Origin of the sequence: Pelagibius sp. (assembly GCF_028289705.1) — a bacterium.
GTDB lineage: Bacteria > Pseudomonadota > Alphaproteobacteria > Kiloniellales > Kiloniellaceae > Pelagibius.
The window spans coordinates 1-15642 of record NZ_JANQOI010000177.1 but is presented as its reverse complement, the minus strand read 5'-3'; the positions used below and the strand labels follow the sequence as shown (position 1 = coordinate 15642).

Here is a 15642-nt window from a genome sequence, read left to right as displayed (position 1 = left end):
AAACGGATACCAGAGACATGTCCCAGAGAAATGAGTCCCGCCGTCCCCTTGCCGAGACACTCAAAAACTCCGCCAGCTATCCCCGGCCGGAGCCCGCGTTTCGCGGCCAAGTGGGGCGCACCTTCGCGGAGTCCCGGGCCGAACAGCCCGAACCGGTCAAGGCCCCCGAGGAGGCGCCCAACGTCGTGGTGATCCTGCTCGACGATGTGGGCTTCGCCCAGTTCGGCACCTTCGGCGGGCTGATCCCCTCGCCCGCGCTGGACCGGCTCGCCGCGGAGGGGCTGAGCTACAACCGCTTTCACACCACCGCCATCTGCTCGCCCACCCGCGCCGCCATGCTGACCGGGCGCAACGCGCATGTCTCGGGCAACGGCGCGGTGACCGAGATGTCCTCGGGCTTTCCGGGCTACAACTGCGCCTGGCCCAAGAGCGTCGCCTGCATCGCCGAGATCCTGCGCCAGAACGGCTATGGCACCTGCGCCATCGGCAAGTGGCACAACACCCCCAACTGGGAAAGCGGGCCCGATGGCCCCTTCGACCGCTGGCCGACCGGCCTGGGCTTCGAGTACTTCTACGGCTTCGTCGGCGGCGCCACCAACCAGTGGAAGCCGACGCTCTTCGAGAACACCCGCCCGGTGCGCCACCGCGCGAAATCGGAGGACTATCACCTCACCACCGAGATGACCGACAAGTCGCTGGAGTGGGTGCGCGCGCTGGACGTCACCAAGCCCGACAAGCCGTTTTTTCTGTGGTACGCGCCGGGGGCCACCCACGCCCCGCACCACGTCTCGAAGGACTGGATCGAGAAGTTTGAAGGCAGGTTCGACGATGGCTGGGACGTCTACCGCGAGGAAGCCTTCCGGCGGCAGAAGAAGCTCGGCGTCATCCCCCAGGACGCCAAGCTCACCCCGCGCCCCGAGGAGATTCCGGCCTGGGACACGCTGTCGGATGACGAGCGCCGGCTCTTCGCCCGCATGATGAAGGTCTTCGCGGCCTTCACGGCGCAGACCGACCACGAGATCGGCCGGCTGATGGACGGGCTGGAAGAGATCGGCAAGAAGGACAACACCCTGGTTCTCTATGTCGTCGGCGACAACGGCGCCAGCGGCGAGGGCGGGCTGACGGGCAACGCCAACGGCGTGTGCTTCTTCAACGGCGTGCCCGAGACCATCGCGGACATGCTGGCGCACTACGACGCCCTGGGCGGCCCCGACCACTACAACCACTTCCCGGCGGGCTGGGCCTGGGCGATGAACACGCCCTTCAAGTGGGTGAAGCGCGTCGCCTCCCACCTCGGTGGCGTGCGCAACCCGCTGGTCGTGAGCTGGCCGAAACGCATCGCCGACAAGGGGGCGCTGCGCACGCAGTTCCACCACGCCATAGACATTTTCCCGACGGTGCTCGATGCGGCCGGCATCGCCATGCCGGTGAACATCAACGGTGCGCCGCAAAGGCCCATCGACGGGGTGTCCATGGTTCCGTCGTTCGACAATCCCGACACGCCGGAAACCCGCAAGGTTCAGTATTTCGAGGCCTTCAGCAACCGCGCCATCTACGACAACGGCTGGTGGGCCGGCACGCGCGAGGTGTTGCCCTGGAAAGCCAAGGAAGAGCCGCTCGACCCCGACACGTCGGTCTGGGAGCTCTATCAGCTCGAGAAGGACTTCTCGCAGGCCGAGGATCTGGCCGCGGAAAGGCCGGACCTCCTGCGGCGTCTGCAGGATCTTTTCTGGATCGAAGCGGCGAAAAACCAGGTGCTGCCCCTGGACGCGCGCGGCAGCGAGCGCATCGTCGACGCCCTTGCCCTGGGCAAGGAAGAGCGGCCGGTCTACGACTTCTATCCCGGCATCTTCGGTATCCTCGAAACCAGCGCGCCGGATGTGAAGAACCGGTCCTTCGCGCTGGAGGCGGAATTCGCGCTGAACGACGCCGCGGAGGAAGGCGTCATCGTCGCGCTCGGCGGCCGGATCGGCGGTTATGCCCTGCTGGTCCGCAATCGAAAGCTGGAGTTCCTCTATAACTTCTGCGGCATCGAGCTGACCCGCGTGGTCTCCGCCGGCGAGCTTCCGCTCGGCGACATCGCCGCCCGCCTCGATTTCGATTACGACGGCGGCGGGCTGGGCAAGGGCGGTGACTTCACCTTGTCGGTCGGCGGCGAGACCGTGGCGCGCCAGCGGATCGAGCGGACCGTCCCGCGCATGTTCGCGCGCGAGACGCTGGACATCGGCCTGGATCTGAACTCGCCCGTCGGCGACTACGAGGCCCCCTTCGAGTTCACCGGCACCTTGAAACGCGTCCGCTTCCACCTGGCGGAGAAGGACGCATCGGCCTCCGGCCATGGAAGCACCGGCGTGTCGCGATCCCGGACATGACCAGGACCTGGCTGCAGATCCTCCCCAGGCCGCTCACCCAAGTGTTGGTGGCCCTTGGGCAGAGATACCGTCCCGAGCGGCACTTCATGCGCGGGCCCGGTCCGAAGAGCGAAGACGAGCGCCGACCGGAGGAGGCCGGAGAGGACTGATCCGCCTTTTCTCGGACGCGGCTGAGGGTTAGTTAGGGCACACTATGACGGCCGACGAACCCCAAGCCTGCTGCCTCCCCGGACGGTCCGGCGATGGGCAGCGCGGCGCCGATGCCGACTACCTGGCTGCCGCCCGGGCCGTTCCCTCCGTTGAAGCCGCCACAAGGCGAGCGCTGCGCGAACGGCTGGTGCGGATTCCCGGCGGCATCTTCGAGATGGGCACGGACCTATCGACCTTCCCGGCGGATTTCGATAGCCCCCGGCGAGCGGTTTCCGTCTCCCCCTTCCTGATCGCCCCCACCGCAGTGCCCAACGCCGAGTTCGCGGCCTTCGTCGCCGCCACCGGCTACCGGACCGTCGCCGAAAGGGAGGGCTGGAGTTACGTGTTTTACCTGCTGCTTGCCGACCCCGCCCGATGGCCCGCCTCTCCGCCTGGCCTGCCCTGGTGGCGCCAGGTCATGGGGGCTTGCTGGGCCGCCCCGGAAGGGCCCGGCAGCACGCTCGACGCCCGCGGCGACCACCCGGTGGTCCACATGGCCTGGTACGACGCGCTGGCCTACTGCACCTGGGCCGGCCTGCGCCTGCCGCGGGAGGCGGAGTGGGAGTATGCCGCACGGGGCGGGCTGGCGAAGCGGAGGTTTCCCTGGGGTGATGAGTTGATGCCCGACGGCGCCCCTGCCATGAACACCTTTCAGGGCGACTTTCCCGACCACGACAGCGCCGAGGACGGCTATGCCGGCACGGCACCCGTCACGGCCTACCGGCCGAACGGATACGGCCTCTACAACATGACCGGCAACGTCTGGGAGTGGGTCTCGGACCGCTTCGGGCCGCGTCCCGGGCCTGCGGAAAGCCCCGAGCGTGACCCCGAAGGGCCGGCGACAGGCTATGCGCGGGTCCAGCGCGGCGGCTCCTACCTCTGCCACGACAGCTACTGCGACCGCTACCACGTGCATTCGCGCACCCAGAACGACCCGGACAGTTCGGCCGGCAACAACGGCTTTCGCGTCGCAGCCTCGGCCTGACCCCTCGATTGCCCGTTGGGTGCGCGACGCCCCCCGCGCCGAAAGAAGAGGGCGCATCTCCGTCTTCAAAATGAAGTAAAACTTCAACATCTTTTAAGTTTTCTAGATTGTGCGCTGACGGTCCGCCGGGCGAGCATTCCGCACAGCCTGGGCCATGGTGCTTCAAGGCACGGCATGAGACCGCCGCGCATCTGTCCGCTGATCGAGTTGGTGGTTTGTAACCTGGGAGGGGAGGAAAGGATGAAACACATTGCAAGAGCGCTGGTTGCGGCCGTCGCGTTGTCATGGGTCATGCCCGCAATCGCGGAGGCCAGTCCCATCAAGCTCAAGTTCGCGCACGGCGCGGCGCCGACGAACCCGCGCCACGCGGCGGCGGAGCACTTCGCCGATCTCGTTGCCAAATACACGGACGGGAAGGCCGAGGTGGCCATCTTCCCCTCGGGCCAGTTGGGCAACGAGCGTCAGTACCTCGAAGCCCTGTCCTCCGGCGCAATCGAGTTCGCCGTTGCCGGTACGCCAATCTTTGCTGCCTACGCGCCCGAGCTCGAACTTGTCGACATGCCCTATCTGTTTTCGAGCTACGAGAAAGCCTGGGAGGTGCTGGACGGCCCGATCGGAAGCAAACTCATCGAACCCGTCGAAAGCCAGGGCATCAAGATCCTGGCCTTCTGGGAAAACGGGTTCCGCCACGTCACCAACAACGTGCGCCCGATTAACACGCCTGAAGACCTTGCCGGCATCAAGATCCGCACCAGCAAGAGCAAGGTGCGGATGGCGACCTTTTCCGCCTTCGACGCTTCGCCGGTCCCCATCGCCTTCCGCGAGCTTTATCTCGCGCTCAGCCAGGGCGTCGTGGACGGGCAGGAAAACCCCCTGACGAACATCCACAGCGCGAAGTTCTGGGAGGTGCAGAAATTCCTCTCCCTGACCGGCCACGTTTACGGCGCCCTGCCTCTGGCCGTCTCGAGCAAGGTCTGGGAGGAGCTGTCCCCGGACATGCGCGCGCAGATCCAAAGGGCGGCGAGCGAAGCCGCGGCGCATCATCGCGCGCTGGTGCAGGAGGCCGACAAAACTCTGATCGGCGTGCTTGAGGAAAATGGGATGCAGATCAACACGCCCGCCGACATCGCACCCTTCCAGAAGGTCGCGACGGCGGTGTGGAAGGGCTACCGCGAGCGGTTCGGCGATGTCAAGGTCGACGAAATCCTGAAGGCGGCCGGCGCCGCGCAATAACCGCGTCCAGGTCCTGTGCCAGGAGTGCGCCGCCACTCCTGGCACCGACAAAAGCCCTTGAAAGAAATAGGCGGATGGCCGGCCTCAAATTCCTTCACAAACTGAACGTGATCGCCTGCCAGGTTCTCCTCGGCGCCATTGTGATCAGTGTGCTGATCGATGTCGCGATGCGTTATCTGCTGAACCGCGGCTTCGTGGCGTCGGGGGAGTTCGTCCCCTACCTCTTCATCTGGTTCTCCTTTCTCGCGGCAAGCCTCGGCTTTCGCCAGGGGGAGCACTTCGTTGTCGATGTGGTTCTAAACGCCGCCGGGCGCGCCCGCACCGCCTTGCAGGTCGTCATCCACACGGTGGAGCTGGTGCTTTTTCTCGGGCTGATCTACTTCGGCTGGGAGATCGCCATGCAGCAGATGGCGCAGCTCACCCCCTATCTCGGCCTGCCTTTCGGCATCGTCTATCTCAGCGTTCCCCTCTCCGCCACCTTGATGACCCTGTTCACGCTGGAAAAGCTCTTCAGGCTGTTCACGGCGTCCGCTGCAGAGGATGAAAAGCCGTGATTCTCGCGATCTTCGCCGTCCTCTTCGGGCTGATCTTCCTGGGCGTGCCCATTGCCGTCGCGCTGGCGATTTCGGCGGGGTCCTATTTCGTCTTTTCCGGTGTTCCGGTCAGCATTTTCATTCAACAGCTCACCTCCGGCGCCGGGTCTTTCCCGCTCCTGGCGATTCCCTTCTTCATTCTCGCCGGCGTGCTGATGAGCACCGGAGGGATCGCCCGCCGCCTGATCGACTTCGCCAACAAGGTCGTCGGCTTCATGTGGGGCGGGCTCGCCCAGGTGTCGATCGTCGGCAGCATGTTCTTCGCAGGGGTCTCAGGCTCCTCCGCGGCCGACTCGGCGGTCATTGGCAACATCCTGATCCCGGAGATGGAGCGCAAGGGCTACACGAAGGGCTTCGCGGTGGCGATCAACGCCGCCTCGTCCACCGTGGGGATCATCATTCCGCCCAGCATCCCCATGGTGATCTACGCCTGGATGGCCGATGTCTCCGTGGGCCGCATGTTCCTGGCCGGTTTTGTCCCGGGCCTCCTGTTCGGCCTCATCCAGATGGTCGTCACCTACATTCTCGCTAAGAGAGGCGACTTCCCGCGGGAGCCCGTTCCGACGGTGCGAAGCGTGGTCACTTCGTTTCGCGAGTCCTTCCTGGCGCTGCTGTTTCCGGTGCTGGTCCTGGGCGGGATCGTGGCGGGCGTCGTCACCCCCACCGAGGCCGGTGTCGTCGCCGTGTTCTATGCCTTCCTGCTGGGCATTTTCGTCTACCGCGACATGACCATGCGCGCGCTGCCGGGGGTGCTGCTCGAGGCGACCTATGCCACCGGCGCCGTGATGCTGGTGATCGGCGCCGCCACGACCTTTTCGTGGATTTTGGCCGTGGAACAGATCCCGGGCCAGTTGGTGGCCTGGTTCAACGCGCTGGAGGGCGGCCGGGTCCTCTTCCTGCTGTTCGTCAACGTCATCTGCCTGTTCCTGGGCACCTTCATCGGCGGGACCGGTGCGGCCATCATTCTGATCACGCCGATCCTGCTGCCGGTCGCCACCGCGTTGGGGATCGACCCGGTACACCTTGGCATCATCATGATCGCCAATCTCGCCATCGGCCTGTTCACGCCGCCGGTGGGATCGACCCTCTTCATCTCCTGCCGGATCGCCGAGATGCCGATCCTCACCGGCTTCAAACACTGCGTCCCGTTCTTCTTCCCGTTGGTCGGCGTGTTGATCCTCATCACCTATGCACCGGAAATGGTTCTGATCGTGCCCCGCTTGTTCCTGGGCCCCTGAGCGAGACGCCCGGGCCCCGACCGCATGAAGAGGCCTCGACCAGAGGCGTGAAGCACAACTAGGAAAGGCTCCGATGCGTCCGAACATCCTCTTCATCATCGCCGACCAGCTCACGCCCTTCATGGTTGGGGCCTACGGGAACCCGGCGGTCAAGACGCCGAATCTCGACCGCCTCGCGGCAACTGGCGTGCGCTTCGACGCAGCCTACAGCCCATCGCCGCTCTGCGCGCCGGCCCGTGTGGCCATGATGAGCGGCCGCCATGCCTCCCGGATCGGTGCCTTCGACAACTCCTCCCTGTTCCCGGCGGACCAGCCCACCTTCGCGCACTACCTGACCAACGCCGGCTATGAATGCGTGGCCTCTGGCAAGATGCACTTCATCGGACCGGACCAGTTGCACGGCTTCAACCGGCGGCTGACCACCAACATCTATCCCGCGGACTTTTCCTGGACCCGGTCGCGCGCCTGGGAGGACAAGCCCGTGTCCTTCCCGGACCGCCTGGGGCCGGCCTATGTGGCCGGCCACCGGGACAACGAACACGGCATGGGCATGCGCCGCTGGAACTGGCATCTCGAATACGACGAGCGCACCCATGCACAGGCGCTGGAATTCCTGCGCCGGCGCCGCCTCGACGACTGGTATCACGCAACGCCGATTTCCCCGGCCGACGATAGGGATAGTGAACGGCCTTTCTTTCTCACCGTCAGCTATCATCACCCGCACCAGCCGTTCCAGGTTCCGAAGCGGTACTGGGACATGTATGAGGACGTGGAGATTCCGCTTCCGGAGATCCCTGACGGCATGGAGGAGCGCCGGTCGAAGCTCGACGACTGGCTGCACTATTCGCATGGGCTCAACAAGCGAAACGTCGCCGACCCGGAAAACCTCAAGCTCATGCACCGCTGCTACTACGGCTTGGTCTCCTATATCGATACCCTGGTCGGAGAGTTGATGGGCGAACTAGAGGATCAGGGCCTCGCCGAGAGCACCCTGATCGTCTTCACCAGCGACCACGGGGAGATGCTGGGCGCGCGGGGGATGATCCAGAAGCGCTGCTTCTATGAACAGTCGGCCCGCGTGCCGCTGATCTTCCGCTTCCCGGACGGACGGGGCGCCGCTTCGGTGGCGCGGGAGCCGGTCTCCCTCATCGATCTCTTACCGACCTTCGCGGCGCTGGCGGATTATCCGGCGAACGCGCTTTATACGCACGACGGCCTCTCCCTGCTGCCCCTCATCGACGGAAAGGCGAGCCCGGAGCGCACGGTCTTCAGCGAGCAGCACGCCGACGGCGTTTACGCGCCCTGTTTCATGGCCCGGCGCGGGCGGTACAAGTACATCTACATCCACGATCACGCCGCTCAGCTCTTCGATCTGGAAAGCGATCCCGAGGAGTGGACCAACATCGCCGGGCAGGCCGACGTGGCGGACGTCGAGGCGAAGCTGCGGGAGGATGTGCTGCAGACCTTCGATCCCGACCGCATCGACCGCGAGGCGCGGGCAAGTGCCGAGCGGCGCCTGATCATCGATCCCGCCATGAAGATCAACGAAACCTCCTGGGACTATGAGCCGAGAGAGGACGTTCGAAGGATCTACAGCCGGCAGCGGGACCCGGCGCCTGAGGCCATGGCGCGCGCGCCCTTCCTGCAGGGGCGCTGACGAACCGCGCGCCGGACGGCCGGAACCGGGCCGGCGCGGTCGTCACACCTCGGTTTCGTTGCTGGCGGCCAGCTCCGACAGGCCGTCGATTTCCTGAATGGTGAGTTTGTGCCGGCGGATCAGCTTCTGCATGTCCCGGCCATGGGCCTCGGCGGCCGCCGACAGCCAGTCCGTGAAGACCTTGACGATCCGCCGGTTGACATAGCGGTTCGGGCAGACCACCCAGTAGGCCGGAAAACTGACCACGCCGATGGACGGTGTGAGGGGCACCAAGGCGCCCGACCGCACCTCCTGGGCCGCCAGCGTGAGCGATTCCAGGACAACGCCCATGCCGTCCACGGCGAGCTGAATGGCCATCGAAGAGCGGTTGATCAGGATCGACTTTCGGTTCGAGACACCGGCGATCTCATGCCGCGCCAGCCAGTAGTCCCACTGACAGAGGGCGCGGGCACTATCGATCAGCTTTGCTTCCTGCAGAACGCTGTCCGGATCGGAGGTCTCCGCCAAGAGCCGGTCGCGGTATGCCGGGCTGCAGAGCGGCAGGACGAGATCCGGCAGGATCGGCCTCAGGTGATAGCCGGCCCAGTTTCCCAGGCCGTAGCGGATATCCAGGTCCATGACCTCGCGGTCGAAATCCGTCGGATAGGGCGCGGCGTCGACGCGAATATCCCATTCCGGGTTCTTGGCCAGGAAACCCGACAGGCGCGGGCCGAGCCACCGCACCCCGAAGCTCGGCGCCACCCGCAAATTCAGGCGCCGGGACTCATGGGTCTTGCCGAGATGGCGCCGTGCATCGCGCAGGATCCGGATCGCCACGGAGCTCGCCTGAAACAACTGCTCGCCTTCGATGGTGAGGCTCATGTTGCGGCCCTCGCGGCGAAACAGCTTCAGCCCGTATTGCTGTTCGAGCAGCCTGATCTGCTGGCTCACCGCCGACGGCGACACGGAAAGCTCGTCGGCGGCCTTGGACAGGCTGCCCCGGCGCGCAACAGCCTCGAAGTGCAGGTATCCGTTCAGGCTTGGTTCGCGGCTCATCCGGGCGTCTTTCGGGCAAGCTTTCTGGAGAAAAACTTAATCTAAATGTAAGATTTTCTAAACAATCAGACAAGCGGGGATCTCGGTGAGATGACCATCCCGCCACGACTTGGTCGCGCCGGCGCTCAGGGCATCCGGTATAATTATCGAATTTTATCTCCAAATCTGATAAATATCGATTTATTGTAAGCCCAGACCGCCGCCGGCCGGCGGGCGGCCAACGATCGAGCGGGGAAAGCCATGCGCTCCGTCACCAAAGACAGCATCACCGAGGTGTTCCTCGGCTATTTCGGGCCGGACACCGACCCGCGCCTGAAGGAGATCATGAGTTCCCTGGCCCGCCACCTCCACGCCTTCGTGAAGGAGACCGGGCTGACCCATGCGGAGTGGCGCCAGGGCATCGAGCTCCTGGAGCGGGCCGGCGCGATCTCCGATGAGGAGCGCCACGAATTCGTGCTGCTCTCCGACGTGCTGGGGGTCTCCTCTCTGGTGGACATGGTGCACTCGAACCCGGAGGGCACCTCCTCCAGCGTGCTGGGGCCGTTCCACATCGCCGGCGCGCCGGAGATCGCCTACGGCTGCGATCTGAAGCGCCACTACGGGGGCCCGCTGCTGCTGGTGGAGGGTTGCGTGCGCGCGCCCGACGGCAGCCCGGTGCCCGGCGCCCGGCTCGACATCTGGCAGACCGCGCCCAACGGCCTCTACTCCAGCCAGGACCCGGAGCAGGAGACCTATTCCTTCCACGGCATCATGACCGCGCGGGCCGACGGCCGCTACGCCTTCACCACGGTGAAGCCGGTCAGCTACACCGTGCCCACCGACGGGCCCGTGGGCGACATCCTGAACGCCACCGGCCGCCACCCCTGGCGCCCCTCCCACCTGCACTACATCGTCACCGCCGAGGGCTACCGCCCCCTGGTCACCGAGGTCTTCCCCGACGACGACCCCTACCTGGACGAAGACACCGTCTTCGGCGTGCGCGACGACCTGGTGATGACCTACGTCGAACACCCCGCCGAAACCTTCCCCGACGGCTTCGAGCTGTCAGGCAAGGTGAAGGCCCCCTACCTCAAAGTCGACTTCGACCTGGTGCTGACGCGGGCTTAGGGGGAGGGAGGGGCGTAAGCAGGACACCGGCACCGTCAAGGTTCTGTCCCTTACCCAGGAGTCCGTCGGCATTGTCGTCGGCCCCGGCCTCCGCCTCAAAACCCGGAGGGGTAGGGGCCAACCCTCATAACCTGCGGGCCGCAAGGCAATGATGTGCTGATTTGGGCAACGGTCGGTCCGAGCCCTCAAAGCTCATGGCCGCTGAAAGTGAATAAGTGGCCGGAGTTGAGATCACTACAGCCTTGTATGCGTCGCTAAGATCCTCAACAGCGACCTTGAAAAACTCAAGTCCATAGCTGCCGAAGCAACAATCATTCTGACCTAATACGCCTTTCTGATAAAGGTTGCATCTAGATAAAAGCTGGTTGTCGTAAGCTCCACGCTATCTAACTTTTCCAGATCGCATTTCTCCAAATTGTATTGAGGATCAACTTTACATATCACCGCATCAAGTTCGAATTGTCTGGGACCTATCCATCGGAACGACTTCTGATCGGCTTTCATCAACAGATCGTGATTGATTTTCCCGCTCCAATTTGGATAACGCCACGCTTGACCGGTTTCGCCATCAAATATGTTTAGTTGATCGTATCCGTCACTTCGAGCAAACAATGCAATTAATCTATCGTCTGGGGACCAGTATGCAAATGGAAGGGCTCCATATCTGCCAGCCGTGATCGGTTTAAGTACTGTCTTCTCCGAGTCGAAAAGAAATTGCGACCAACATAAGGGAGAGCCCCAATCTTCAATGTACTCTTCGCACGCCTTTATATAATAGAATCGGCCCGATCGTGAAGATGGATATATAATTAGTGATCCAGCATAATATTTTTCACCATTTGAGAGATCTGAGACCAAAATTCTGTTAGATATTTTATTCGACTTAAAGTATATAGATCCGCCTTCATCTAAATAAAATTCACAGATTGTCTCATCTGATCGAACTGAAAAAAAGGTTCCAAGACAATCGGGGGCTGTATTGACCGAATTCTCGACATCTTCAACTTGACGCTCTGAATGGCTAAGGTGTTTATCAAACTCAGATACAATATCGTTGACTAGAAAGTACGACGCAGCAATTGCGAATATCCCAGCAATCGCTACAAGAACCCTATGCCGGCGACCCCAGTTTGTGAATACAGCGCCGCCTGTAACTACAAAAAGAACAGCAATGAAGATCTTGGCGGCTAAGAGCATGGCGATGATAGAAATGCGAGATTGTGTGTATCAGAAAAAAGTTGAGTCAGTTGATGTTACGGAACCGAGCCGGGATTCCCTCTGTGAAGCGTCACCTCTCAGTCGATAGTGACCCAACGCCAGAGGACATGCAACCTACCTGGATCAGCGTTGGGCGAGTTGCACGGGGGAGATCACTTGCGGGATACGGAATCGCGATTGCCTTCATTCACCGCGAGATCAGCAATTTATGGGTGCACGGCGACTCCTACTTCAATGCACTTGTCGCGTATCCAGGGGGAGGATGTCAGCTAGAGATGTAAATTGAGCGCCCGATGCAAGTGATTACAGTATCCTGTGGTTCAAACTTCCGTGGCGTAGCTTCTACTATTTCGATAAATTCAAAGTCCTCATCGTTGTTTTGTCAATCGAGGTAGTTTATGCCGGTCAACTGTACCATCACTCCAAGGCACGGGAAAATAGCTTAACAGAGCCAAATTCATGATTCGTACGATATCTATTTTCGACATGAAAATAGAACACTGTCATAATTGCAAATTATATTAAAGATAAGATATCAGAGTTTCTAATAACCAGAGAAATCTTGATGCAGAGAATTTGGCAGCGGCACACAAATGTACCACCATGTAATGAAATATCCTATCCTGTCTTCGGTCTGAAAGGCCGCCTATTTGAGCGGCATCATGGGCGCGAGCTGCTGAAAGAGCTTTCCGAGAAGACCGACGGTAGTTTGAAGGCTTACCTGTTTTGCGGCGACCATGAACGCTCCAGGCGGCTTATCCTGCAGAAATTCTTTCAGGCTTAACTGACCATCCGCGTCGTAATCTGATCCAGATACAAGGGATTGAGCCACCAATGGCCCAAGCAGTGTTCCAAAGATGATTCCCGTTCCCAATTCCTCAACTTTAACTCCTGTATCTCTGGAGGCTGCGGCGAAGTAAGCTGCGATGCGTATGAGTCGAGCAATTTCCGCAACCGAAAGTTTGTCGTTTTCGACAACTTCCAGGCTATTGAAGATGGCCTTGAAACACAGTTCTTCGTTGATTATTTTACAGGCGTCGATCGCAGATTGAACGCTGCCAAGAAACGCAATGGCCTCTGCATGTGGCAGCGCCCACTGGTCGGGAAGCGATTCGCACGAATTATATATTAGTCTGGAAATCTGAACAGGTCTCAACACGTCGGGGTCGTCAGCAGGTTGATTTGCTCTGCCCTCCAATGTATCCCCTTCTGACTCTAAAACTGCTTTCCATTGGTTCAGTTTTCCCTCAGGTGTTGTGGCAAGGTAGTGCCGCAAGTAGATCTTGCTTCTGCCTGATGCGCTGTCTTCGACATACTGCTCGAAAATGAGGTACTCCCCCCTTACCTCTGGCTCTATCATCTGAGAGAACCTCACCTCCTGCTGCGATAACTCGATCAAATAGCCTTCGATCAGGTAAATTCGTCTGCTGAATGTATGGTTACATTCGCTATGGCTTCCCCACATGCCTATGTACTTTGTGAAGCCTGAATCTGTTTTCGCAGCCGCACTGCTGCTGTTTCCAAGTGGCAGCAAGCAGGCAAGTAGGCATAGAAGCCCCGTAGCGAATAGCCCTCGCATGATAGCACCTCACTAAGACTGATCAGATAGGGTGATATGACGACTGAAGATGTCAACAACCGCTGAGAAGATACCATAAAGTCCGACCTCTTGCGGCGTCACTGATCTTGGCTTCAGGTGCGATGGTCGATCGCCTAATCCCTGCCCCCATCCCCCATCTGTCCAAATCCCCCTGCTTGCTCTAGACTCCCGCCGAGTCCGGTATTTTTCATGGCTTGTTGACGGGGATTGGATCTGAACGGGCCGCCGGGACCGTAGGTCCCGTTGGGCGGTCCGGGCGGTGTGCCTTGGGCCCGCCGTATTGTTGAGGAAGGGTGCCTGTTCATGGGCACGGCGGAAATCGTTCTCACCACGGCGGCGCTGCTGATCGTGGTGGCCAGCGTGCAGCCCCTGGCGCGGCGCAGCGGGCTGCCGTTCACCGTGGTGCTGGCGCTGGCCGGGGTGCTGATCGGCGCCGCCGCGGTGTGGATCCAGGGCCACCGCGTCGCCGAGGAGCTGGACCAGGTGGCCGATCTGGTGATCGACATCCCGGTCTCCTCCACCATCTTCCTCACCGTCTTCCTGCCGATCCTGCTGTTCCAGGGCGCCGTCACCATCGATGCGCGCCGGCTGATGCAGGACATCGCCCCGGTGATCCTGCTGGCGGTGCTCGCCGTCATCGTGGCGATCGGGATCATCGGCGGGGCGGTCTGGCTGGTGGCACCCATGCCGCTGGCGGTCTGCCTACTGTTCGGCGCCATCGTCGCGACCACCGACCCCTCGGCGGTCATCGCCCTGTTCCGCGACCTCGGCGCGCCGGCGCGGCTGACCCGGCTGGTGGAGGGCGAGTCCCTGCTGAACGACGCCACCGCCATCGCCGCCTTCACCGCCTTCCTGGGCGTCATCCTGACCGGCCGGGAGCTGGACTTCTGGTCGGTCTCGGAGAACATCGCCGTCGGCCTGCTGGGCGGGGCGCTGGCGGGCTTCGTCGCCGGGCACCTGGCGGCGCGCATGCTGGAGGGTTTGCGCTTCTACCGCGCCGCCCAGCTCACCATCGCCGTGGCGCTGCCCTATGCCGTCTACGTGCTGGCGGACAGCTACCTCGGCGTCTCCGGCGTCACCGCCGTGGTGACGGCGGGGCTGGTGCTCTCCGCCGTCGGGCGCTCGCGCTTCACCACGGAGACCTTCCGCTTCTTCGAGGAGACGCTGGAGCAGCTCGCCTTCTGGGCCACCTCCCTGGTGTTCCTGCTGGCCGCGCTCTTGGTGCCGCGGCTTCTGGCCGACGTCACCCTGCTGGACCTGGTCTATCTCCTGGTGGCGGTGGCGGCGGCGCTGGTGGCCCGCGCGGTGATCCTCTTCGGGGTCTTCCCGCTGCTCTCCATCGCCCGGGTGACCCAGCGCATCACCACCCAGACCAAGACTGTGATCATCTGGGGCGGGCTGCGCGGCTCCGTCACCCTGGCCCTGGCGCTGGCAGTGACCGAGAACTTCATCGTCGCCGCCGAGGTGAAGCGCTTCATCGCCATCCAGGCCACCGGCTTCGCGCTCTTCACCCTGCTGGTCCAGGGCACCACGCTCAGCCTCCTGATGCGCCGTCTCGGCCTCGACCAGCTCTCCGCCATCGACCGCGCCTTCCGCAGCCAGGTGCTGCAGCAGTCCCTCTCCAGCGTCGGATCGAGCCTCAGGTCCTTCGCCGGCCGCTACGAGCTGGAAGACGAGCTGGTGGACAAGGCGATCCGCCCCTACAACGAGCGGCTTTCGCGCGTCGCCGAGGACGATTCCTTCAGCGAGGCGATCTCCGACCGCGACCGCCTGACCGTCGGCCTCATCGCCCTGGCCAACCAGGAAAAGGCGCTGCTGCTGCAGCAGGGCTGGAGCGGCGGCCTGCGCTCCACCCTGGTGGACCGCTACCTGCTCTCGGTGGAGGCGATGATCGATGCGGTGCGCGCCGACGGGCGCCTCGGCTACCTGCGCGCCGCGCGGCGCCCGCACCGCCAGACCCGTTGGTTCCGCGCCATCTCCTGGCTGCACTTCAAGTTCGGCATCAACCGGCCGCTCGCCCTCTACCTGGGCCAGCGTTTCCAGTTCCTGCTGATCAACCGGATCATCATCCTGGAGCTGATCTACTTCCTGGAGTTCCGCCTCGCCGGGCTCCTGGGCGACCGCCTGACCGAGGTGCTGGGGGAGATCGTCAACCTGCGCCTGGAGGAGGTGGAGCGCCACCTGGCGGCTCTCCGCCTGCAGTACCCCAACTACGCCCGCGAGCTGGACCACGAGGTGCTGGAGCGCTTCGCCTACCGCGAAGAGCTGGAGCAGATCGAGCAGTTGCGCGGCGCCGGCATCATCAGCGAGGACCTGGCCCGCGACCCGCGCGGTGCGCCGGCTGCTGGCGTGGACGCTGCCGGCCTCGGAGCGCAGGTCGCGGGCCAGTCTTCAGCTAGAAATCGCCATCGTCCG

The 15642-nt window shown here is 62.6% G+C and carries 11 protein-coding genes; 8 read left to right on the top strand and 3 right to left on the bottom strand.

What is annotated here, in order from left to right:
- Nucleotides 1–17 precede the first annotated feature (17 nt).
- From Q0996_RS22175 to betC, 6 genes are all read left to right on the top strand, one after another.
- Nucleotides 18–2372, top strand: coding sequence for an arylsulfatase (locus Q0996_RS22175; protein ID WP_299625191.1), 2355 nt, complete (start codon nt 18–20; stop codon nt 2370–2372).
- A 193-nt stretch (nt 2373–2565) separates the two neighbouring features.
- Nucleotides 2566–3546, top strand: a complete 981-nt coding sequence (locus tag Q0996_RS22170) for a formylglycine-generating enzyme family protein (RefSeq protein ID WP_299625188.1) — start codon at nt 2566–2568, stop codon at nt 3544–3546.
- Nucleotides 3547–3786: 240 nt separating this feature from the next.
- Nucleotides 3787–4779, top strand: coding sequence for a DctP family TRAP transporter solute-binding subunit (locus tag Q0996_RS22165; RefSeq protein ID WP_299625185.1), 993 nt, complete (start codon nt 3787–3789; stop codon nt 4777–4779).
- 74 nt (nt 4780–4853) lie between these two features.
- The gene (locus tag Q0996_RS22160) at nt 4854–5333 is read left to right on the top strand and encodes a TRAP transporter small permease (RefSeq protein WP_299625182.1); all 480 of its coding nucleotides are present in this window, start codon (nt 4854–4856) and stop codon (nt 5331–5333) included.
- Entirely contained in the window at nt 5330–6610 is a 1281-nt protein-coding gene (locus Q0996_RS22155) for a TRAP transporter large permease (protein WP_299625180.1), read from the top strand. Before Q0996_RS22160 ends, Q0996_RS22155 begins: the two co-directional genes overlap by 4 nt.
- Nucleotides 6611–6683: 73 nt before the next feature.
- Nucleotides 6684–8267, top strand: coding sequence for a choline-sulfatase (gene betC, locus Q0996_RS22150; protein WP_299625161.1), 1584 nt, complete (start codon nt 6684–6686; stop codon nt 8265–8267).
- A gap of 42 nt (nt 8268–8309) precedes the next feature.
- Here the strand turns inward: betC and Q0996_RS22145 are convergent, their stop codons facing one another.
- Nucleotides 8310–9302, bottom strand: coding sequence for a LysR substrate-binding domain-containing protein (locus tag Q0996_RS22145; RefSeq protein ID WP_299625158.1), 993 nt, complete (start codon nt 9300–9302; stop codon nt 8310–8312).
- Nucleotides 9303–9542: 240 nt separating this feature from the next.
- Here Q0996_RS22145 and Q0996_RS22140 point away from each other — a divergent pair, with 240 nt between their 5' ends.
- Nucleotides 9543–10409 carry a dioxygenase gene (locus Q0996_RS22140; RefSeq protein ID WP_299625155.1) on the top strand — a complete coding sequence of 289 codons (867 nt, stop codon included), beginning with the start codon at nt 9543–9545 and terminating at the stop codon, nt 10407–10409.
- Between the two features lie 321 nt (nt 10410–10730).
- Here Q0996_RS22140 and Q0996_RS22135 read toward each other — a convergent pair whose 3' ends face one another.
- Both Q0996_RS22135 and Q0996_RS22130 read right to left on the bottom strand, forming a co-directional pair.
- A complete protein-coding gene (locus tag Q0996_RS22135; RefSeq protein ID WP_299625152.1) occupies nt 10731–11606 on the bottom strand; it encodes a hypothetical protein in 876 nt (291 codons plus the stop codon).
- Between the two features lie 667 nt (nt 11607–12273).
- Nucleotides 12274–13026 carry a hypothetical protein gene (locus tag Q0996_RS22130; protein WP_299625150.1) on the bottom strand — a complete coding sequence of 251 codons (753 nt, stop codon included), beginning with the start codon at nt 13024–13026 and terminating at the stop codon, nt 12274–12276.
- Nucleotides 13027–13530: 504 nt separating this feature from the next.
- Here Q0996_RS22130 and Q0996_RS22125 point away from each other — a divergent pair.
- Nucleotides 13531–15642, top strand: a 2112-nt coding sequence (locus Q0996_RS22125) for a sodium:proton antiporter (RefSeq protein WP_299625148.1), incomplete at its 3' end; no start/stop codon positions are given.